The organism is Lentzea aerocolonigenes (genome assembly GCF_000955955.1).
In the GTDB taxonomy this organism is placed as follows: domain Bacteria; phylum Actinomycetota; class Actinomycetes; order Mycobacteriales; family Pseudonocardiaceae; genus Lentzea; species Lentzea aerocolonigenes_A.
In genome coordinates this window covers 68451-87941 of record NZ_JYJG01000020.1, presented here as the reverse complement: position 1 = coordinate 87941, position 19491 = coordinate 68451, and the positions used below count along the sequence as shown (strand labels likewise).

The following is a 19491-nucleotide window of genomic DNA, read 5'->3' as shown; positions in this document are numbered from 1 at the left end:
CGTGTCAGCCGGTCAGCGGAAGTTGCGCAGGCGCAGGCTGTTGCTGACCACGAACACCGACGAGAACGCCATCGCCGCGCCCGCGATCATCGGGTTGAGCAGGCCGAATGCGGCCAGCGGGAGCCCGGCGACGTTGTAGGCGAACGCCCAGAACAGGTTGCCCTTGATCGTTGTGAGCGTGCGCCTGGACAGCCGGATCGCGTCCACGGCGGCGTTGAGGTCACCGCGCACCAGGGTGAGGTCGCTGGCCTCGATCGCGACGTCCGTGCCGGTGCCCATGGCGAGGCCCAGGTCGGCCTGGGCGAGCGCGGCGGCGTCGTTCACGCCGTCGCCGACCATCGCGACCACGCGGCCCTCGTCCTGCAAGCGCTTCACGACGTCGACCTTGTCCGCGGGCAGCACCTCGGCGATCACCTCGTCGATGCCCACCTCAGAGGCAACTGTGCGCGCTGCTGCCTCGTTGTCGCCGGTCAGCAGCACAGGACGCAAACCGAGCTTCTTGAGGCCTGCGACGGCTTCCTTCGACGTCGGCTTGACGGTGTCCGCCACGACCAGGACCGCGCGGGCCCTGCCGTCCCACGCGACCAGCACCGCTGTCCGGCCCTGTCGTTCCGCGGCTTCCTTCGCTTCGGTGAGCGCCGGGTCGAGCTGGACGCTCCAGTCGTTGAGCAGCTTCGCGCGGCCGACGAGCACCGCGTGACCGTTCACAACGCCTTGCACGCCAAGACCTTCGACGTTCTGGAAGTCCTCGACGACCGGCACCTCGCCCGCCGCCTTGACGATGGCCTTGGCGATCGGGTGCTCCGAGGCGTGTTCCAACGCTCCCGCGAGCTTGAGAACCTCCTCCTCGTCCTCGGCGGTGTGAACGCTCACCAAGCTCATCTGGCCGGTGGTGACGGTTCCGGTCTTGTCGAGCACGACCGTGTCGACGCGGCGGGTGGACTCCAGCACCTCCGGACCCTTGATCAGGATGCCGAGCTGGGCACCGCGGCCGGTGCCGACGAGCAGCGCGGTCGGCGTCGCCAGGCCCAGCGCACACGGGCACGCGATGATCAGCACCGCGACCGCCGCCGTGAACGCCGCGCCCGCGCCGCCGCCCGTGCCGAGCCAGAAGCCCAGCGTGCCCACGGCGAGAGCGATCACGATCGGCACGAAGACCGCGGAGATCCGGTCGGCGAGGCGTTGCACCTCGGCCTTGCCGTTCTGCGCGTCCTCGACCAGCTTCGCCATCTGCGCGAGCTGCGTGTCCGAGCCGATCCTCGTGGCCCGGACGACGAGCCTGCCGCCCGCGTTGACCGTGGCGCCGACGACCGCGTCGCCCGGCCGCACCTCGACCGGCACGGACTCACCGGTGAGCATGCTCGCGTCGACCGCGGAGCTGCCTTCCTCGATGACGCCGTCGGTGGCGATCTTCTCGCCAGGGCGCACGACGAACCGGTCGCCCGCTTTCAGCTGGCCGGTCGGGATGCGGACCTCGCGGCCGTCCTCGATGACCGCGACGTCCTTGGCGCCGAGTTCGAGGAGTGCCTTCAGAGCTGCTCCGGCACGGCGCTTCGACCGCGCCTCGAAGTAGCGACCGGTCAGGATGAACGTCGTCACGCCCGCCGCGACCTCGAGGTAGATGTTGCCGGTGCCGGCCATCCGCTCGATGGTGAACGTGAACCCGTGCGTCATGCCCGGAGTGCCCGCGGTGCCCAGGAACAGCGCGTAGAGCGACCACAGGAACGCCGCGCCGACGCCGATGGAGATCAGCGTGTCCATCGTGGCGGCGCCGTGTTTGAGGTTCGTCCACGCGGCCTTGTGGAACGGCCACGCGGCGTAGGTGACGACCGGTCCGGCAAGCGCGAGCGACAACCACTGCCAGTAGGTGAACTGCAGGGTCGGGATCATCGCGAGCGCGATCACCGGCACGGCCAGCACCGCCGACGTGATCAGCCGCTGCTTGAGCGTGCTCGTCGGGTCGTGTTCTTCCTCCGGTTCCTCGGCGGCGGGGAGTTCGGCGGTGTAGCCGGTGTCCTCGACGACCTTCACCAGGTCGGCGGGCGTGAGGTCGCCCGCGTAGCTGATGCGGGCCTTCTCGGTCGCGTAGTTGACCGAGGCCTCGACGCCGTCCAGCTTGTTGAGCTTGCGCTCGATCCGCGCGGCGCAGGAAGCGCAGGTCATGCCGCCGATCGAGATCTCGACGGTGCCAGAGGTGGCTTCAGTGGCCATGACCGCCCTCCTCGTGCGTTGTGAGCGTGAACTCCGCGGTGCGGACCTCGTTCTCGTGCTGGAAGTCCAGGAACAGCCGGTAGGTCCCGTCCGTCGGCACCTCGACCGCGAACTTCACCTGGTCGCCGTCCTCGGGGTGCACGTGCAGGTACGCGAGGTCGGCTGCCCGCAGCGCGACCAGGTGTCCCTTGGCGCCCAGGTAGTTCTGCAGGTCGGTGACCGGTTGGCCGTTCTTGGTGACTTGCACGGTCAGGGTCGACGCCGCGTTGACGGTGAGGTCGCCCTGGAGGGTTACCTCGTAGCCGTCGACGGTGAACGTGCGGCTGACCTCGTGCTGCCGCGGCTGGTAGTCGCCGGCCTTCTGGATGTCGGCGCCGAGCGTGGTCTTGGGGCCGCCTTCCGGTTTGAAGTCGGCGAACACCCGGTAGCTGCCCGCTTGGCCGAGTGTGAGCGGCACCTGCCACCTGCCGTCCGGTGCCATTTCCGGGTGGACGTGCTGGAAGTTCGACCCGTCCCGGCGGACGACGATCAGGTGCAGCCGCTTCTCGTGCTCCACGTCGAACTTGGTGACCGGCTTGCCGTCCGGTCCGTTGATGTGGAAGCCGAGCGAGGAGTTCTCGTGCAGTTTCAGGGTGTAGCCGTTGTCCGAAACGGACAGTCCCGGTGGCAGCTTGCCCGGTTCGGCCTCGTGCTCGTCGTGCCCAGCGCTCTCGTTGTGCGCCATGGCCTCGTCGGCTTTCGGTGGCGGCGTGCCCACGGCGGCGCCCGCCGCCCACGTGCCACCGAAGACGACGGCCAGCGCCAGCCCGTAGACGGCGACCTTGGGACCGGTCTTCACGGCTTTCTCCTCACGGGTCAGGAACGGACCAGGCGGGCGATGGCGTCACTGGCTTCCGCGATCTTCGCGTCGGCCGCGGTGCCGCCCTCGCTGATGGCCTGGCTCACGCAGTGCTTGAGGTGCTCGTCGAGCAACCCCAGTGAGACCGCCTGCAACGCCCTGGTGGCAGCGGAGATCTGAGTGAGCACGTCGATGCAGTACTCGTCGTTCTCGATCATCCGCTGCAGACCGCGGACCTGCCCCTCGATCCGGCGGAGGCGGCGCAGGTGGGCGTCCTTGTTCTCGGCGTAGCCGTGCATGTCTCGCTCCTTCTCCTGCCACCGCGCGGCCGGCTGGTGACGCCGGGGGAGCGGTGGGCTCGAGGCATTTATACCCTAGGGGGGTATGGGTATGTCAAAGATTGGTCGTGCGATCGCCCGGTCCTGCGGTTATCTTGCGGTCGTGGAAGATCGGCAGAAGCTGGCGCACGACACGGTCCGGCTGGCGGTGATCGTCGGGGCGCTCGGCGTCGTGTTCGGCGACATCGGCACCAGCCCGATCTACACGATCCAGACGGTCTTCAGTCCCACGGACCCGCATCCGGTGCCGGTGAGCGTGGACAACGTCTACGGCGTGGTCTCGCTCATCTTCTGGTCGGTCATGATCATCGTGACGATCACGTACGTGTTCCTGGCGATGCGGGTCGACAACGACGGCGAGGGCGGCATCATGGCCCTCATCACCCTGCTGCGGCGGTGGAAGGCCAAGCAGGGCAGGAAAGCGGCGGCGACGCTCGCGGCGCTGGGCATCTTCGGCGCGGCACTGTTCTTCGGCGACAGCATGATCACGCCCGCGATCTCGGTGCTGTCCGCCGTGGAGGGTCTGAAGGTCGTCCAGCCGGAGCTGGAGCGGTTCGTCGTGCCGATCACCGCGGTGATCATCGTGGGACTGTTCCTGGTGCAGCGCAGGGGAAGCGCGGCGGTCGGGCGGTTCTTCGGGCCCATCATGATCCTGTGGTTCACGGCGATCGGCGCGGCCGGGATCGTCGGGATCGCGAGCCATCCGGAGATCATCAAGGCGTTGTCGCCGACGTACGCGCTCGGCTTCTTGTTCGGGCACTTCGGCACCGCGTTCTTCGCGCTGGCGGCGGTGGTGCTGGCGGTGACGGGTGCCGAGGCGCTCTACGCGGACATGGGGCACTTCGGCCGGCCCGCGATCGCGCGCGGATGGTTGTTCCTGGTGCTGCCCGCTTGTGTGCTGAGCTACCTGGGGCAGGGCGCGCTGATCCTCGCGGACGAGAAGAACGTCAGCGGGCCGTTCTTCCTGCTCGTGCCCGAGTGGGGACGCTGGCCCATGGTGGTGCTGGCGACGGCGGCGACCGTGATCGCCTCGCAGGCCGTGATCACCGGCGCGTACTCGGTGGCGTCGCAGGCCGCGCAGCTCGGGTACCTGCCGCGGTTGCGCATCGCGCACACGTCGGAGTCGACGATCGGGCAGATCTACGTGCCGTGGATCAACTGGCTGCTGATGGTGTCGGTGCTGACGCTGGTGTTCGCGTTCCGCAGCTCGGCGGCGCTCGCGTTCGCGTTCGGCATGGCGGTGACCGGCACGATCACGATCACCACAACGTTGTTCCTGTTCATCTCACGGCTGAAGTTCAAGGCGCCGGCCTGGGCGATCGCGCTCGGGTGCGTGGTGCTGCTCGGTGTCGACCTGCTGTTCCTCGCCGCCAACCTGACCAAGCTGCTGCACGGCGCGTGGCTGCCGTTGCTGATCGGCCTCACCGCGTTCACGGTCATGACGACGTGGCAGCGCGGCAGGGCGATCGTGACCAGGAACCGCGGCAACGCCGAGGGGTCGCTGACGGCGTTCGTGGAGGAACTGCGCGGCCAGGAGCTCACCCGCGTGCCCGGCTGCGCGGTGTTCCTCAACCGCGGCAAGGAGACCGCGCCGCTCGCGTTGCGGGCCAACGTCGAGCACAACCGGGTGCTGCACGAACGCGTGGTGATCGTGTCCATCGAGACAGAACCCGTGCCGCGTGTGCCGCTGGACCGCCGGATCGAGGTCGACGAGCTCGGCTACGGCGACGACGGCATCATCCACGTGAGCGCTCGCTTCGGGTACATGGAGACGCCCGATGTGCCCGCGGCGCTGGCGTTGCTGGATCCCTCGCAGACCGAGGGCGAACTGGACCTCGGCCAGGCGCGGTACTTCCTGTCGAAGATCGAGCTGCAACGCGGCAGGGCGGCGACGATGGCGGGCTGGCGCAAGCGGCTCTTCGTCGCCACGTCCTACATCACCGCGGACGCCGCCGAGCACTTCGGATTGCCCAGGGAGCGAACAGTGATCATGGGCGCCCACATCGATGTTTAGGCACGACAGAGGCCTTCCAGCGGTACCTGGACCTGGAACCGTCCACCGAGAGCCCGAAGGTCTCGCGCGGCACGTGCAGCTCGGTGAAACGCGTCCTGGACGTGCTGGTCGACCTCTGACACGTCGGCGTTGCACCTGGTGGGCGCTGCGGTCGTGGTTCGGCCGCAGCGCCCGCTGAGCCTCTACAGCTTGTAGAAGTTCGAGTAGTGGTCCGGCGAGAAGTAGACGACGCGGGAGTTCATGTTGACGATGATCCGGTAGGCGTCGCGGGCGGCACCGCGGGCGCGCGGGTAGACGTCGAACTCCTGGTAGGAGCCGCTCGGCAGCTGGCCCTCCTGGTTGCGGAAGACGCCGCCGGCGAAGTTGTACTGTCCGTTCGGCCAGGAGTACCAGGTGCGTGTGACCGGGTAGCCCTTCGAGGCCCACGTCGAGTTGGCGGAGCGGGCCGCCGAACAACGGGACTGCGTGCAGGAGTTGTAGACGGCGGCGTCCGCGGCGGGCGCGACGACCGTGGTCACGCTGAACACGGCCGCGACGATGGCGAGAGCGGCGAGCAGGCGACGTGTCCAGTGCGGTTGCAGGGTGTGCACTTCAAGACCTCCATCGGCAGGGAACCTGGATGTCGTGATCATTTCTGTTGATCACCACGAGCCGGTGAACGGCAGGGAACCATCCGCGCAACTGTGGCCTCACCACGCTCGCACAGATCGCGGCGCCGCGGGCGGTCTTGGATCAACCAGGCGAGTTGATCAACTCCGAACAGCCGATTGCGCGCGCTGCCTCCGGCGATAAGTTTGCCCAATGGCAGCACGGAAGCACTTCTTGGTGCTGTTGACCCTGTTCACCGCCGCCTGCACGGCAGAGCAGGGCGGCACGCCCAAGCCAGCACCGCAGATCTCGTCCCCGTCGCCGGAGAAGGAGACGTCCACAAAGGTCCGTGCCGTGATCGACGGCCGTACCGTCGAACTCACCGACGGCAGGAAGGCCCGCATCTCGCTGCTGGCCGAGCCGTCGCCGTGCGCTGCCGCCGCTGCTCTGGAGTTCGCGACGAAGACGTTGCTGGACAAGGAAGTCCACGTCGGCAGCATCACGCCCGGCGAGGTGACGCTGCGGATGGAGGACGGCGCGGACTACGCGTTGCTGGCCGTCAAGAACGGCATCCTGCGCACCACGGGCGTGGACGGCGGCCCGATGACGGACGCGGAGTCCAAGGCGGCCAAGGGAAAGCTCGGGCTGTGGGGGAAGGAGTGTCCGACCTCGACGACTCCTCCGCCGCCCGCTTCCAGCTCTGCCAAGCCACCTCAGGAGACCCAGACACCGCCAGCGCCGCCCTCGCCGCCGTGCGTTGTCGTGTACCGGATCAACAGCACCTGGCCCGGTTCGTTCCAGGCAGAGGTGACCGTGCGCAACGTCAGCGGTGCGCTGATCAACGGCTGGACGTTGCGCTGGCGGTTCCCCGACGGCCAGCAGGTGACGCAGATGTGGAACGCCACGTCGTCCCAGTCCGGCGCGGATGTGAGCGTTACCAACGCCGGCTACACCGCGCTGCTCGTGCCGGACGGGTCGGTGTCGCTGGGGTTCAACGGTTCGGTGAACGGCGCCAACTCGGCGCCGTCGTCGTTCACGCTCAACGGCGCGACTTGTACAGCCGGGTGATCCTCAGTTCTGCTGCCACCACTCGGTGATCATGCGGGCGTACTCGTCCGCGTTCTCCTCCCAGGCGAAGTGGCCGGCGTCGATCACGTCGAGCTTGCTGTTCGGCAGCTTGCCGTGCAGGTACTCGACGTTCGACACCGGCACCACCGGGTCGTTCTTGCCGTTGAGCAGCTGGACCGGCGTGGTGATGGCGGGCAGCAGCTCGGCCAGTTCCTCGAGCTGGGCCGGGTACGCGCGCACGTACGCCATCTGCTCGTAGAACCGCGTGCCCTGGTACGCGGCGAGATAGTCCTGCCGCACCACGTCGGGCAGCTCGTAGCCGTCGATCGCGTCCATCGCGATGTTCACGACGTCCTTCGGGCCCATCGCCTGGTACGGCGAGATGTCCTCGTCGTGCACCCACTCGCGCAGCGGGCTGCCCAGGTCCGTCGGCACCAGCGCACCGCCGCTGCCGATGACGGCACTGCGGAACCTTCCCGGGTTCGCGGCTGCGGCGAACAGCACCGCACTGGTGCCGACGTCCGGCCCGACCGCGTGCGGCTTCTCGAGGTCGAACGCGTCGGCGATCTTCACGATGAACTCGCCCATCGCCTTCGGGGTCAGCAGGTCCGCGCGCAGCTCGGAGTGTCCGAAGCCGGGCAGGTCGACCGCGATCAGGTGAGCGTGCTCAGCGAGGCGTGACCAGGTCGCGTCGTAGGCGTAGATGCTCTCGGGCCACGGGCTGAAGAGCAGGGCAGCGGGCTTCTTGTCAGCGCTCTCCGCGTACCGGATCGACAGGCCGTCGATGGTGCGGAAGCGGGGCTGAATCCGTGTCATGACTTCAATATGACCGGTCGTCTTAGAGTCGTCAAGAGCTTGAGACGACCGGTCATTTTCATGGGCCTAACGGAGGAGCGTGTCGAACGCGACGGTGAAGAACGCGGCGAACGAGGAGCCGTCCTTCGCCGCTCGTTCGCCCACGATCGCGCCCTCCCAGGCGTTGACCAGGAAGCGGCCGAGTGTTCCGGGATCCTGGGACGAGGTGATCGACCCGTCCTCCTGGGCTTCGCGGATCGCCGCGGTGATCGCGTCGGCCCAGTGGTCGAAGCCGGTCCTGACGCCCTCGCGGATCGCCGGGATGTGGTCGGCCGCCTCGGTGCTGAAGTTGCCGTAGACGCAGCCGCGTTCGTAGCCGAAGTCGACGATGTCCTTGGCGAGGAACTCGAAGTGCTCGCGCAGCCGTGTTAGCGCTAACACTTTCTTGTCTGCCAACGTTTCCAGGTGTCGCGACTCGCCGTAGCGGTCCATCACGACGAGGGCGAGCGCTTCCTTGCTCTCGAAGTGGTTGTAGAACGAGCCCTTGGGCACGCCCGCGCTGTCGGTGATCAGCTTGACGCCCGCCGCGTTGTAGCCGTGGCGGTGGAACTGCTCGTATGCGGCGTCGACGATCTGCTCCCGCACGCTGGCCCTCGGCATCCTTCCAATATGAGCGGTCGTCTCGGGGTTCGTCAAGCCAGGTTGCGCTCGATGCCGTGTGCCGCGACGATCTTCCGCTCAGTGGAAGCATACGGTCGACGGAGTGCGGTGCACGTCCCTAGCGTTCGATCTCGTGACGACCAGCCAGCACGAGATCAGCGACGAGATCGCGAAGATCCAGGCCGACTCACCGAGGGGTGCGCCGCTGCTGGACTTCCCGCCGTACCGCAGCACCCTGCTGCGTCACCCGACCAAGGACCTGCAGCTGGTCGATCCGGAGGGCGCCGAGCTGCTCGCCCCGGTGTTCGGCCACTCCGACGTCGACCCGGTCGAGTCCGACCTGACGATCCAGCGCGGTGGCGAGCCCATCGGCGAGCGCATCCGCGTGCACGGCCGGGTGCTGGACGGCGACGGGCGGCCGGTGCGGCGTCAGCTCGTCGAGATCTGGCAGGCCAACGCCGCTGGCCGTTACTCCCACCAGGGCGATCAGCACCCGGCGCCGTTGGACCCGTTCTTCACCGGCGTGGGGCGGTGTCTGACCGACGACGACGGTTGGTACTCGTTCACATCGATCAAGCCGGGGCCTTATCCGTGGCGCAACCACCACAACGCCTGGCGGCCCGCGCACATCCACTTCTCGTTGTTCGGCACCGACTTCACACAGCGGCTGATCACGCAGATGTACTTCCCCGGCGACCAGCTGCTCGCGTTGGACCCGATCGCGCAGTCGATCACCTCACCCGCTGATCTGGAGCGGCTGATCGCCTCCTACGACCACTCGCAGTCCGAGCACGAGTGGTTGCTGGGGTACCGCTGGGACATCGTGCTGACCGGCAGCCACGCGACCTATCTGGAGCCGACCGATGACTGAAGCGACTCCTGGGCAGACCGTCGGGCCGTTCTTCCACCACGCGCTGGCCTATCCCGGCGATGCCGAGCTGGTGCCGTTCGGGGCGGCTGGATCCGTTGTGCTGCACGGATATGTGTACGACGGTTCCGGGGACGTGGTGCCGGACGCGATGATCGAGATCCGGCAGGCTGACGCTTCCGGCGTGGTGCCTGCCATCGGTGGGTCGTTGCGTCGGCGCGGGCACGGGTTCACCGGGTGGGGACGGTGCTGCACGGATTTTGCTGGGCACTACTGGTTCAGCACTGTCGAGCCGGGGGCGCCGTTCTTCGCGGTGACGGTGTTCGCGCGGGGGTTGCTGGACCGGTTGTTCACGCGGATCTACCTGCCGGGGGCAGATCTGGACGGGTTGACGGCCACGCGGGAGGCCGACGGCCGGCTGCGGTTCGACATCCACCTGCAGGGGCCGTCCGAGACGCCCTTCTTCACGTTTCCGCGGAGCTGACCGTGCTGCCCGGGTCGTATCGCGCTGCCGGACTGGTGGACGACGCCGCGCTGGTCCGGGCACTTTTGGACGTCGAGGTGGCGTGGGCTCGGGTGCTGGGAACCTCGGTCTCGCTGGGGTCGTGGGTGCCGGTTCTGGATCCTGTCGAGGTCGAGGCTGCCGGAAATCCGGTGCTGCCACTGGTTTCGGCGTTGCGTGCGCGGGTTCCCGGGCCTGTCCACACTGGACTCACGAGTCAGGACGTGCTCGACAGCGCGCTGATGTTGCTCGCACGCGCGGTGTTGGATCGGGTTTCTGCTGATTTGTCGCGGGTTGCGACTGGACTTGGTGGGCTGGCTGCTGAGCACCGGTCGAGTGTCATGGCCGGGCGGACGTTGACGCAGTTCGCCGTGCCGATCACGTTCGGGCTGAAGGCGGCTCGATGGCTGGTCGGGGTGCTGGACTCGCTGGACGAGCTTTCCGTTGTGTCTGCTGGGTTGCCGGTGCAGTGCGGGGGAGCGGCGGGGACGTTGTCACGAGCGGCCTCGCTGGTCGATCCGATCGCTGGCGCTTCGGCTTTCGCGCAGAATCTGGGTTTGGTGTGGCCTGGGTTGCCGTGGCACACCTACCGCGCGCCGGTGACGCGGGTCGGGGACGCGTTGGTGCGGGTGTGCGACGCGCTCGGGGTGATGGCCGCCGATGTGCTGACGTTGGGGCGGCCGGAGATCGGTGAGGTGTCCGAAGGGGTCGTGGCCGGGCGGGGTGGGTCGTCGACCATGCCGCACAAGAGGAATCCGGTGTTGTCGGTGCTCGTGAACAGTGCTGGGTTGCAGGCGCCGCAGCTCGGGGCGCAGCTGCACCTGTGTGCGGCGCGGGCGGTGGACGAGCGGCCGGACGGGGCGTGGCACGCGGAGTGGCCTGCGTTCCGGGCGTTGCTGGAGCTCGCGGTGGTGGCGGCTTCGCAGGCGGCTGAGCTGGTCGAGGGGCTCGAGGTGCACGCGGACGTGATGGCGCGCCGGGCTGCTTCGGCGGCCGGGGAGTTGCTGGCTGAGCGTGGCAGTGGTGCTGATTCGGCTGGTGGGGAGCAGTCGGTCGAGCGTGGCAGCGCAGCTGATTCGGCTGGCGGGGAGTTGCTGGCGCGGCGTGGCGGTGGTGCTGATGTGGCTGGTGGGGAGCTGCTGGCCCCGCGTGGCGGTGGGGCTGATTCGGCTGGCGGGGAGCTGCAGGCCCCCCGTGGCGATGTCGCCGATGCGGCTGGCAAGGGGCAGCTGGCCGAGCGTGGCGGCGGTGCGGATCCGGCCACCTATCTCGGGGCTGCCGAGTCGTTCGTCGACGAGGTGCTCGCTCGGAATCGATCCCGACTGGACCCCCTCCGGGGGGAGCACGAGGTCCCCATCCCAATCGTCTCAGAGGGGTCTGACAGAAATGGCGACTGAGCTGAGCCTGACGCGGCTTGCGGGGTCGGAGTTCTCCGAGCGGGTGCTGGTCGCCGGTCCTGAGGTGGGGACGTCCGTGGTGGCGCAGTGGCGGGACTGCGCGATGGTGCTGGCCGGCGAGTTCGAGGTGATCGGGTGGGACCTGCCGGGCCACGGTTCCGGGGGCCCGGCGGATGGGCCGTTCACCGTGCAGGACATCGCGGATCAGCTGTGCGAGCGCGTTGAGGCGTTGGCGTGCGGGCGGCGGGTCGCTTACGCCGGGGCGTCGTTCGGGGGTGCTGTTGGGCGTGAGCTGGCCGCGCGAGGTGAGTGTTCGTTCGAGGCCGTCGTGTGTCTCCGCGAGTCGGTGCCGGTGGTGGACGTGGATGCGGAGTCGTACGCGCTGGCTTGTGCGGCGTTGGACCGCTATCGGGCGGGTGTGGCGGTCAAACCGTTGCGGGAGTTGCACGACGTTGTGTCGCCTGCGTTGGCGGCGGTGCTGGTCCGGGTGTTTGAGGAGATGCGGTGTCGTACGACGACGGCATGAGGGTTCGGCGTGAGGTGCTCGGGGACGCGCATGTGGACCGGGCCGCGCCGGACGAGTTCACGCGGGACTTCCAGGAGTTCATCACCCGGTACGCGTGGGGCGAGATCTGGACGCGGCCCGGACTGGATCGGCGGATGCGGAGTGCGATCACGTTGACGGCGTTGATCGCGCGCGGGCATTGGGACGAGCTGAAGTTGCACGTGTCGGCGGCGCGGCGGAACGGGCTGAGCGTCGACGAGATCGGTGAGGTGATCTTGCAGAGCGCGATCTACTGCGGTGTGCCGGCGGCCAACCACGCGTTCGCGGTGGCTCGTGAGGTTTTGAAGGAGGAGTCGTGACGCGCACTCAGGTCGGCATCGTCGGCGGCGGGCCGGCCGGGTTGATGCTCTCGCACCTGTTGTCGCTCAACGGGATCGACAGCGTTGTTATCGACAACAGGACGCGCGTGGAGATCGAGAACACGATCCGCGCGGGCATCCTGGAAGCTGACAGCGCGCGGCTGCTCGTCGACACCGGGGTGTCTGATCGCGTGCTGCGTGACGGGCATCCGCACGAGGGCATCGATCTGAGGTTCGGCGGCGAGAGCCATCGGGTCGACTTCCGGGCTCTGGTCGGCGAGTCGGTGTGGCTGTATCCGCAGACCGACGTGTTCGTGGACCTGGCGGACGCTCGCGCGCGTGACGGCGGTGATGTGCGGTTCGGTGTTAGCGCTACCAGCGTGGACATCGACGAGCCCGCGATCCGGTTCGTCGACAGCGATGGCGTGCGCCAGGAGGTGCACTGCGATCTGCTCGTCGGCGCGGACGGGTCGCGGTCGATCTGCCGCGCCGAGGTGCCGGAAGTCGTGCGCACGCACAGCTTCCGCGAATACCCGTTCGCCTGGTTCGGGATCATCACCGAGGCGCCGCGCAGTGCGCCGGAACTGGTGTACGCGCACTCGCCGCGAGGGTTCGCGTTGATCAGCCAGCGCACCGAGACGCATCAGCGCATGTACTTCCAGTGCGATCCGTCGACCGATCCCGCGTCGTGGTCCGACGACCGGATCTGGGAGGAGCTGCAGGCTCGGGTGGCCGGGCCGGACGGGTTCTCGTTGAAGGAAGGGCCGATCACCGAGAAGACGGTGCTGCGGTTCCGGTCGTTCGTCGCGGAACCCATGCGGCACGGCAACCTCCTGCTCGCCGGCGACGCCGCCCACACCGTGCCGCCGACCGGGGCGAAGGGTCTCAACCTGGCGCTGGCGGATGTGCGCGTGCTCGCCGAGGTGATCGAACGGGCGCTGCTCAAGAACGACAGCGACGCCCTGGACGAGTACGGGCCGCGGGCGCTGGACCGGGTGTGGAAGGCGCAGCACTTCTCGTACTGGATGACGACGATGCTGCACGCGCTGCCCGGCGCGACCGACTTCGACGTGCGGCGGCAACTGGGTGAGCTGAGGTCGGTGGTCGGGTCGGAGGCGGGGTCGCGGTACCTGGCCGAGGGGTACACGGGCTGGCCTGCCTAGAACGGCAGCAGTTCGACCTCTCCGCCCCGGTGTCCGGGTGGCACGACGGCGAGGGCGTCGGCCAGCGCGGCGCCCCACAGCGAGCCCGGACGGTCGTGACCCACGGGGACGGCCTCGCCTCCGGTTCTCGTGACCGAGATCAGGCGGGTGTCTCTGGGGTGAGCGTTCACATCGCCCAGCCACGCCGTGATCGGTGGGCGGACGGTGTGGCCGCTGAGGGTGTCGAGAAGTGGCCGGAGCAGGGTCAGGACCGCGGCGAGAGCGGCGAACGGGTTGCCCGGCAGGCCGACGACGCAGCGGCTGTCGGGCAGGACCGCCAGCAGCATCGGGTGGCCTGGGCGGCAGGCGACTCCGCTGACGAGGATCTCGGCGTCGAGGTCTGCGAGCACTCGGCGGAGGTGGTCCGCCGGGCCGACCGAGGTGGCGCCGCACGTGACGAGGACGTCGGCCGCGTCGAAGATGAGGGCGTCGGCGAGGGCGGAGGGGTCGTCGCGCAGGTGGGTGGTGCCCAGGAGATCGGCTCCGCTGAGGAGGCCGGGGAGCATCGGGCCGATGGCGTCGCGGACCCGGCCTGGGCGGGGTGGGCCGGCGTGGAGGAGTTCGTCGCCGGTCACGATCACGGCCACTCGGGGGCGGCGGTGGACGAGGAGGGTGTCGTGGCCTGCTCCCGCGGCCAGGCCGAGAACCGCTGGGGTGACGAGGGATCCGGCGGGGACGAGCTCGTCGCCCGCTGACCAGTCCTCGCCACGACGGCGGATGTGTTTGCCGGGGTGAAGGGGCGCCGCCTGGTGGAGGGCATGCGGACGACCGGGGTGGCGCGCCGTGCTCCCGCCAGGCTGCTCGGGCGTGTGGAGGCCGCGGGCAAGGGGAGCGCTGGGTTGCTCGGGCGTGTGGTGGCTGGGGGTGAGGGGCGCGCTGGGGTGCTCGGGCGTGTGGTGGCCGCGGGCAAGAGGAGCGCTGCGGAGGCCGGGAGTGAGGGGCGTGTTGGGTTGTTCGGGGGTGTGGTGGCTGGGGGTGAGGGGTGCGGTGGGGTGCTCGGGTGTGTGGTGGCCGGGAGTGTGGGGCACGCTGGGTTGTTCGGGCGTGTGGAGGCCAGGGGTGAGGGACGTGTCGGGTTGGTCGGGCGCGTGGAGGTCGGGGGCGAGTGGCGTGGAGCCGAGATTCCCAGGTACGTCACGGCCGGAGTTGGATCGTGCGACGGGGTGGCTGGCGCGTTGAACGCCTGAGTGGCACCCGTTCGTCCCGGGCCGGTCGCCCGCAGGTGTCCAGAGCGTCGAACCCTCGACCGCGCACAGCTCCACCGGGATCACCGAGTCGGAGCCGTCCGGCACCGGCGCGCCTGTCGCGATGCCGAACGCCTCGCCCTCGGTGAGCTCGACGCCCGGCACCGGGTCGCCCGCCGCCACTCGGCCCACGATCGTCCACGGGCCCGGGCCGGACACCGCGTAGCCGTCCATCGCCGAGGTGTCACAGGTCGGCTGGCTGGCCCAGGCGTGCACACCGGCGGCTAGCGCCAGGCCGAGAGCGTCCGGCAAGGCCTGCTCAAGACCCTCCAGCGGCTTGGCGGCCGAGCGGGCCGTCTCTCGCGCGAGATTCCAAGGCATGTTCATCGCGGCTCCCGTGGTATAGCCTACCTCATACTGTATGCAATCCTCGGGACGGGGTGAAGTGCATGCCAGTCGCGACTTACGTACGTGATCACGTCGGCAGGCTCTACCGGGTGGGGGAGACCGACGTCGAAGTGTCGGGGCGGTCGCGCCGCGCGGTGTTGTGGGCGGCCTGGGCGGCGATGCTCGCGGCCGGCATCGGGCAGTACGGCTTCGGCGCGCTGATCCCGCAGTTGCAGGACCGGTGGAGTGTGCCGGAGCTCTTCTGGGCGCTGGCGTTGTGGACCGTGTGCCAGGCGGGCACGGCGTTTCCGGCGGCGTGGCTGCGCGAGCAGAAGAGACTGACGCCCACCGGGGCCATGTGGATGGGCGCGATCCTCACCGGCGCGGGGTTCTTCACGCTCGGGCAAGGGCAGCTCGTCGGGTACTCCGTGCTCGGTGGCATCGGGGCGGGGCTGATCTACGCGACGTGCCTCGGCACGATCGTCCGGTGGTATCCGGAACGCGTCACCAGGAAGGTCGCGTTCGTCAGCGGCGCCTTCGCGTACGGGTCGGTGCCGTTCGCACTGGCTACTGGCCTGTTCCTGCAGAACGTCACCGGCTTCCTCACTCAAACAGCTGTCGCGATCGTCGCCACAACAGCTGTCGCTGGGGCGTTGATGAAGGATCCGCCCGAGCACTGGTGGCCGCCGCACGTCTCGCCGCGCGAGTGGGCACTGGATCGGGCGCGGGTGCCGAACCGATTCGCGCTCAAGGAGTTCCGGACACACGAGGCCATGCGGTGCGGCACCTTCTGGTGGCTGTACGGCGGTGTGGCGTTCGCGGCGGCGGTGTCGCTCTACGACTTGGTCTACCTGCCGCTGTTCGTGGGCACCAAGGTGCTCGGCGTCATCGCACTGGCGACACTCGCGGCGGCGACGGGCACCGGACGTGTGCTGGTCGGGTGGATCTCGGACAAGATCGGGCGCAGGAAGGCGCTGGTCTGGACGTTGGCCACCGGAGGTATGGCGCAGTTCGTGCTGCTGTACTCCCAGAACGTCACGGGGTTGCTGATAGGGGCCGCACTGGCGGGCCTCGGCACTGGGTGCTGCTACTCGTTGCTGGTCGGTCTCACCAGGGAGTACTTCGGCGAGACGAACGGCGCGCAGAACTTCGGCGTCCTCTACACGGCGAAGGCGGCGGGAGCGCTCATCGCGGCGATCGTGCTTGCGTCGCAAGGGCCGGCGTTCGCGTTCGTCGCGGCCGGGGTGCTCGGCCTGGCGGGCTCGGTGCTCACCAGGCAGCTGTCGCAGCCGGGAAGGCCGCGCCTGTGAGCCGGGTGCCGAGGCTCGCTAAGGGCTGGCACCAGACGCCGTCCGAAGGTTGTTGCCTGATGGAGCTCACGTCGGTGCTCGCGGGCGAGGTGTGGTCGGACCGGCCCGCCTGTGTGCACCCGGTGCTGGCGTGTGTGGCGCGGTGCGTGAACGATCAGTCCACTGAGGATGGTCGGAGAAGGCTGTTGCCGTTCGCCACCAGGGTGATCGGCACGGAGAACGCCCCGGCGGCGCAGAAGATCACCGCGCACTGCCTCGAGAGCAGCGGGATCGACGCCCCGCAGTGGTGGCCGCGCAACTGGAAAGTGGCCAGGGCGGTGCGGGCGTTGCGCGGGGACGAGGTGTTGCGGCGGCTGCTGGACGAGTGCGTCGCGATCTGCAGGGAGGCAGGGCATGGGACGAGTGACGAGCAGGCGGCGCGTGGTGCGGCTGGTGGACGACGCGGCCACCGCGCGGCCGGACACGCTGGCGGTCGAGGAACCGCTGGAGATCCGCGTGCGGGGCAAGTCGCTCGCCGTCACCATGCGCACGCCGGGTGACGACTTCGACCTCGCGGCGGGCTTCCTGGTCAGCGAAGGCGTGGTGCGCAACCCGTCCGACATCGCGAACATCCGCTACTGCGCGGGCGCCACGGCCGATGGAAGCAACACCTACAACGTGCTCGACGTCGGCCTCGCGGATGGCGTCGCACCGCCGGACCCGTCGATCGAGCGCAACTTCTACACCACGTCGTCCTGCGGGCTGTGCGGCAAGGCGAGCCTGGACGCCGTGCGGACGACCGCGACGTGGCAGGTGGCGGCGGACCCGATCCGCCTCGACCCCAAGCTGATCACGGAGTTCCCGGCGAAACTCCGTGTCGCGCAACGAGTGTTCGACAAGACCGGCGGCCTGCACGCGGCCGGCCTCTTCGACGCGGCCGGCAACCTGCTGTGCCTGCGTGAAGACGTCGGCCGGCACAACGCGGTCGACAAGGTCGTCGGCTGGGCCACCCGCAACGGACGCCTGCCGCTCACCGGCACCGTGCTGATGGTCAGCGGCCGGGCGTCGTTCGAGCTGGTCCAGAAGGCGGTCATGGCCGGCATTCCGGTGCTCACGGCGGTGTCCGCGCCGTCGTCGCTCGCGGCCGACCTGGCTGAGGAGATGGGCGTGACCCTGGTCGGGTTCCTCAGGGGCACCTCGATGAACGTCTACACGGGAGGCCACCGCCTGGGCGTCGCGGTCGGAGCCCGCTAGCCCGAACAGCGTCCTCCGCGAGGAGGATGCCTCGCGGCGGACGCGATCTTGGTCGAACCCGCATAGATTTCCCCTCATGTTGACTGTCAGGGGGATCAGCCGGAGTTTCGGCGACCTGAAGGTGCTCGACGAGGTGAGCTTCGACGTGCGGCCCGGCCGCATGACGGGCTTCCTGGGCGCCAACGGGTCCGGCAAGACGACCACGATGCGGATCGTGCTGGGGGTGCTCGCCGCGCACGGGGGCTCGGTGAGCTGGCAGGGCGTCGAGATGACGTCCCAGAACCGGCCGCATTTCGGCTACATGCCGGAAGAACGCGGCCTCTACCCGAAGATGAAGGTGCGCGACCAGATCACCTGGCTCGGGCGGCTGCACGGTGTCGAAAGGACGGTCGCGCAGCGCAACACCGACCAGCTGCTCGACGACCTGGAACTCACCGACCGTGCGAACGACCGGCTGGAGCAGCTGTCGCTCGGCAACCAGCAGCGCGTGCAGATCGCCGCCGCGCTGGTGCACGACCCGGACGTGCTGATCCTGGACGAACCGTTCTCCGGGCTCGACCCGATCGCCGTCGAAACCGTGCTCGACGTGCTGCGCAAGCGGGCGGCGAGCGGGGTGCCGGTGCTGTTCTCGAGCCACCAGCTGGCGATCGTCGAACGGCTCTGCGACGACGTCGTGATCATCTCAAAAGGACGGATCGCCGCCGCAGGATCCCGCGAGGAGCTGCGGAACCGGCACGCGACGGCCCGGTTCGAGATCGTCGTCGCCCAGGACGCGGGCTGGGTCCGCGACGTGCCCGGCGTGACGATCCTCGACCTCGACGGGCCGCGCGCGGTCTTCGAGGCGGAACCGCAGCAGGTGCTCGCCGAGGCCGTGCGACGCGGCGAGGTCCGCTCGTTCACGCCGGTGGTGCCCACCCTCGACGAGATCTTCAAGGAAGTGATCTGACCATGGCCACGATTTCTTCCAACAGGGCTACTTTTGCGCAGGCGACCTGGCTCGTCGCCGAGCGGGAGATCAAGACTCTCGTCGGCACCAAGGGCTTCTGGATCAGCTTCGTCGTTACGATCGCGGGGTTGTTCGCGCTCACAGTGCTGCCGACGGTGTTCGGCGGCGACGACCCCAAGGTCGCCGCGGTCGGGTCGGCCGTGCAGGTGGTGAAGGGCAAGGCGCTGGACGTCCGCGAGGTCGCCGACGTGCAGACCGCCTCGGACCTGATCAGGGCCGACGAGGTCGAGGCCGCGATCGTCCCGGACGGCAGCGGGATCAAGGTCCTCGCGCTGAACGACCCGCCCGGCGACGTGATCCGCCAGCTCGTGGCGTCACCTCCGGTCGAGCTGCTCGACCCGTCCGCGGTGAGCTCCGACCAGCGGTTCGTCACCGTGCTGGTGTTCGGGCTGGTGTTCCTGATGTTCGGCATGGGCGGCGCCGCGATCGCGCAGAGCACCGTGACCGAGAAGCAGACCCGGATCGTCGAGATCCTCGTGTCGACGGTGCCGGTGAGGGCGCTGCTCGCGGGCAAGATCCTCGGCCACGTGATCCTGACGATGGGTCAGGTGATCGTGTTAGCGCTAACAGCGCCCATCGCGCTCAGGGTTGCCGGCCTGTCCGAACTGCTGGCGGTGGTCGTGCCCGCGCTGGGCTGGTTCATCCCGTTCCTGCTGCTCGGGTTCGTGCTGATCTCGTCGATGTGGGCGGTCGCGGGCGCGCTGGTCAGCCGGCAGGAGGACCTCGGCTCGACGATGGGCCTCGTGATGATCGCGGTGATGGGCCCGTACTTCGGTGTGCAGTTCTTCTTCGACAACCCCGCGGTGCTCGCCGTGATGTCGTACGTGCCGTTCACCGCGGGTGTGGCGATGCCGGTCCGGATGTTCGCACAGCAGGCCCAGCCGTGGGAGGCGCTGGCCTCACTGGGCATCCTCGCGGCGACCGTCGTGGTGATCCTGCTGGTCGCGTCCAGGCTCTACACCGGGTCGCTGTTGCAGACCGGCACGCGGGTCAAGCTGTCGAAGGCCTGGGCACCTGCAGAATAGG

General features: G+C 68.9%; 20 protein-coding genes. 13 read left to right on the top strand and 7 right to left on the bottom strand.

Going from position 1 to position 19491, the window contains the following annotated elements:
* Positions 1-12 precede the first annotated feature (12 nt).
* From UK23_RS04950 to UK23_RS04940, 3 genes are read right to left on the bottom strand one after another with little or no spacing between them, the layout of a single operon-like run.
* Positions 13-2211 (bottom strand): heavy metal translocating P-type ATPase, encoded by a 2199-nt coding sequence (locus tag UK23_RS04950; protein ID WP_045310145.1) that lies wholly within the window; start codon positions 2209-2211, stop codon positions 13-15.
* Positions 2201-3049 carry a hypothetical protein gene (locus tag UK23_RS04945; RefSeq protein WP_045310144.1) on the bottom strand — a complete coding sequence of 283 codons (849 nt, stop codon included), beginning with the start codon at positions 3047-3049 and terminating at the stop codon, positions 2201-2203. Before UK23_RS04945 ends, UK23_RS04950 begins: the two co-directional genes overlap by 11 nt.
* Before the next feature lie 17 nt (positions 3050-3066).
* Positions 3067-3348, bottom strand: a complete 282-nt coding sequence (locus UK23_RS04940; RefSeq protein WP_045310143.1) for a metal-sensitive transcriptional regulator — start codon at positions 3346-3348, stop codon at positions 3067-3069.
* A 142-nt stretch (positions 3349-3490) separates the two neighbouring features.
* Here UK23_RS04940 and UK23_RS04935 point away from each other — a divergent pair, with 142 nt between their 5' ends.
* Positions 3491-5401, top strand: a complete 1911-nt coding sequence (locus UK23_RS04935; RefSeq protein WP_231114376.1) for a potassium transporter Kup — start codon at positions 3491-3493, stop codon at positions 5399-5401.
* Between the two features lie 182 nt (positions 5402-5583).
* Here the strand turns inward: UK23_RS04935 and UK23_RS04930 are convergent, their stop codons facing one another.
* Positions 5584-5991, bottom strand: a complete 408-nt coding sequence (locus tag UK23_RS04930; RefSeq protein WP_045310142.1) for a ribonuclease domain-containing protein — start codon at positions 5989-5991, stop codon at positions 5584-5586.
* Between the two features lie 211 nt (positions 5992-6202).
* Between UK23_RS04930 and UK23_RS04925 the strand changes: the two genes are divergently transcribed.
* Positions 6203-7057: a cellulose-binding domain-containing protein gene (locus UK23_RS04925; RefSeq protein WP_045310141.1), complete on the top strand. Its 855-nt coding sequence runs from the start codon at positions 6203-6205 to the stop codon at positions 7055-7057.
* Positions 7058-7060: 3 nt separating this feature from the next.
* On the opposite strand, the gene UK23_RS04920 is transcribed toward UK23_RS04925, so the two are convergent.
* Positions 7061-7873: an alpha/beta fold hydrolase gene (locus tag UK23_RS04920; protein WP_045310140.1), complete on the bottom strand. Its 813-nt coding sequence runs from the start codon at positions 7871-7873 to the stop codon at positions 7061-7063.
* Positions 7874-7939: 66 nt separating this feature from the next.
* Positions 7940-8512, bottom strand: coding sequence for a TetR/AcrR family transcriptional regulator (locus UK23_RS04915; RefSeq protein WP_045310139.1), 573 nt, complete (start codon positions 8510-8512; stop codon positions 7940-7942).
* 133 nt (positions 8513-8645) lie between these two features.
* On the opposite strand from UK23_RS04915, the gene pcaH reads away from it, so the two are divergent.
* The 6 genes from pcaH to UK23_RS04885 are packed head-to-tail and all read left to right on the top strand — an operon-like array spanning position 8646 to position 13306.
* Positions 8646-9383 carry a protocatechuate 3,4-dioxygenase subunit beta gene (pcaH, locus tag UK23_RS04910; protein WP_045310189.1) on the top strand — a complete coding sequence of 246 codons (738 nt, stop codon included), beginning with the start codon at positions 8646-8648 and terminating at the stop codon, positions 9381-9383.
* On the top strand, positions 9376-9864 hold the full coding sequence (locus UK23_RS04905; RefSeq protein WP_045310138.1) for a protocatechuate 3,4-dioxygenase: 489 nt from the start codon (positions 9376-9378) through the stop codon (positions 9862-9864). Before pcaH ends, UK23_RS04905 begins: the two co-directional genes overlap by 8 nt.
* 2 nt (positions 9865-9866) lie before the next feature.
* Entirely contained in the window at positions 9867-11279 is a 1413-nt protein-coding gene (locus UK23_RS04900; protein ID WP_063778044.1) for a lyase family protein, read from the top strand.
* Positions 11269-11805, top strand: coding sequence for an alpha/beta fold hydrolase (locus tag UK23_RS48270; protein ID WP_052684363.1), 537 nt, complete (start codon positions 11269-11271; stop codon positions 11803-11805). Before UK23_RS04900 ends, UK23_RS48270 begins: the two co-directional genes overlap by 11 nt.
* Positions 11802-12143 carry a carboxymuconolactone decarboxylase family protein gene (locus tag UK23_RS04890; protein WP_045310186.1) on the top strand — a complete coding sequence of 114 codons (342 nt, stop codon included), beginning with the start codon at positions 11802-11804 and terminating at the stop codon, positions 12141-12143. Before UK23_RS48270 ends, UK23_RS04890 begins: the two co-directional genes overlap by 4 nt.
* Positions 12140-13306, top strand: coding sequence for a 4-hydroxybenzoate 3-monooxygenase (locus UK23_RS04885; protein WP_045310137.1), 1167 nt, complete (start codon positions 12140-12142; stop codon positions 13304-13306). Before UK23_RS04890 ends, UK23_RS04885 begins: the two co-directional genes overlap by 4 nt.
* Here the strand turns inward: UK23_RS04885 and UK23_RS49975 are convergent.
* Positions 13303-14916, bottom strand: coding sequence for a molybdopterin molybdotransferase MoeA (locus tag UK23_RS49975; protein WP_082114407.1), 1614 nt, complete (start codon positions 14914-14916; stop codon positions 13303-13305). The two genes, UK23_RS04885 and UK23_RS49975, sit on opposite strands and share 4 nt — an antisense overlap.
* Before the next feature lie 62 nt (positions 14917-14978).
* Between UK23_RS49975 and UK23_RS04875 the strand changes: the two genes are divergently transcribed.
* The 5 genes from UK23_RS04875 (at position 14979) to UK23_RS04860 (ending at position 19490) form a co-directional block, all read left to right on the top strand.
* Positions 14979-16226, top strand: a complete 1248-nt coding sequence (locus tag UK23_RS04875) for an MFS transporter (protein ID WP_045310136.1) — start codon at positions 14979-14981, stop codon at positions 16224-16226.
* A 59-nt stretch (positions 16227-16285) separates the two neighbouring features.
* Positions 16286-16765 carry a hypothetical protein gene (locus UK23_RS53580; protein WP_231114375.1) on the top strand — a complete coding sequence of 160 codons (480 nt, stop codon included), beginning with the start codon at positions 16286-16288 and terminating at the stop codon, positions 16763-16765.
* Positions 16647-17459 (top strand): formate dehydrogenase accessory sulfurtransferase FdhD, encoded by an 813-nt coding sequence (gene fdhD / locus UK23_RS04870; protein ID WP_231114382.1) that lies wholly within the window; start codon positions 16647-16649, stop codon positions 17457-17459. The genes UK23_RS53580 and fdhD overlap by 119 nt, the downstream gene beginning before the upstream one ends.
* A gap of 76 nt (positions 17460-17535) precedes the next feature.
* A complete protein-coding gene (locus UK23_RS04865; protein WP_045310134.1) occupies positions 17536-18405 on the top strand; it encodes an ABC transporter ATP-binding protein in 870 nt (289 codons plus the stop codon).
* A gap of 2 nt (positions 18406-18407) precedes the next feature.
* Positions 18408-19490: an ABC transporter permease gene (locus tag UK23_RS04860; protein ID WP_045310133.1), complete on the top strand. Its 1083-nt coding sequence runs from the start codon at positions 18408-18410 to the stop codon at positions 19488-19490.
* Position 19491 lies beyond the last annotated feature (1 nt).

Bases quoted from the DNA above. Each gene is read 5' to 3' on its own strand.
- UK23_RS04950 (WP_045310145.1), bottom strand. From the start codon at position 2,211: ATGGCCACTGAAGCCACCTCTGGCACCGTCGAGATCTCGATCGGCGGC.
- UK23_RS04940 (WP_045310143.1), bottom strand. From the start codon at position 3,348: ATGCACGGCTACGCCGAGAACAAGGACGCCCACCTGCGCCGCCTCCGC.
- UK23_RS04925 (WP_045310141.1), top strand. From the start codon at position 6,203: ATGGCAGCACGGAAGCACTTCTTGGTGCTGTTGACCCTGTTCACCGCC.
- UK23_RS04920 (WP_045310140.1), bottom strand. From the start codon at position 7,873: ATGACACGGATTCAGCCCCGCTTCCGCACCATCGACGGCCTGTCGATC.
- UK23_RS04915 (WP_045310139.1), bottom strand. From the start codon at position 8,512: ATGCCGAGGGCCAGCGTGCGGGAGCAGATCGTCGACGCCGCATACGAG.
- UK23_RS04905 (WP_045310138.1), top strand. From the start codon at position 9,376: ATGACTGAAGCGACTCCTGGGCAGACCGTCGGGCCGTTCTTCCACCAC.
- UK23_RS48270 (WP_052684363.1), top strand. From the start codon at position 11,269: ATGGCGACTGAGCTGAGCCTGACGCGGCTTGCGGGGTCGGAGTTCTCC.
- UK23_RS04890 (WP_045310186.1), top strand. From the start codon at position 11,802: ATGAGGGTTCGGCGTGAGGTGCTCGGGGACGCGCATGTGGACCGGGCC.
- UK23_RS49975 (WP_082114407.1), bottom strand. From the start codon at position 14,916: ATGAACATGCCTTGGAATCTCGCGCGAGAGACGGCCCGCTCGGCCGCC.
- UK23_RS04875 (WP_045310136.1), top strand. From the start codon at position 14,979: ATGCCAGTCGCGACTTACGTACGTGATCACGTCGGCAGGCTCTACCGG.
- UK23_RS53580 (WP_231114375.1), top strand. From the start codon at position 16,286: ATGGAGCTCACGTCGGTGCTCGCGGGCGAGGTGTGGTCGGACCGGCCC.
- UK23_RS04865 (WP_045310134.1), top strand. From the start codon at position 17,536: ATGTTGACTGTCAGGGGGATCAGCCGGAGTTTCGGCGACCTGAAGGTG.
- UK23_RS04860 (WP_045310133.1), top strand. From the start codon at position 18,408: ATGGCCACGATTTCTTCCAACAGGGCTACTTTTGCGCAGGCGACCTGG.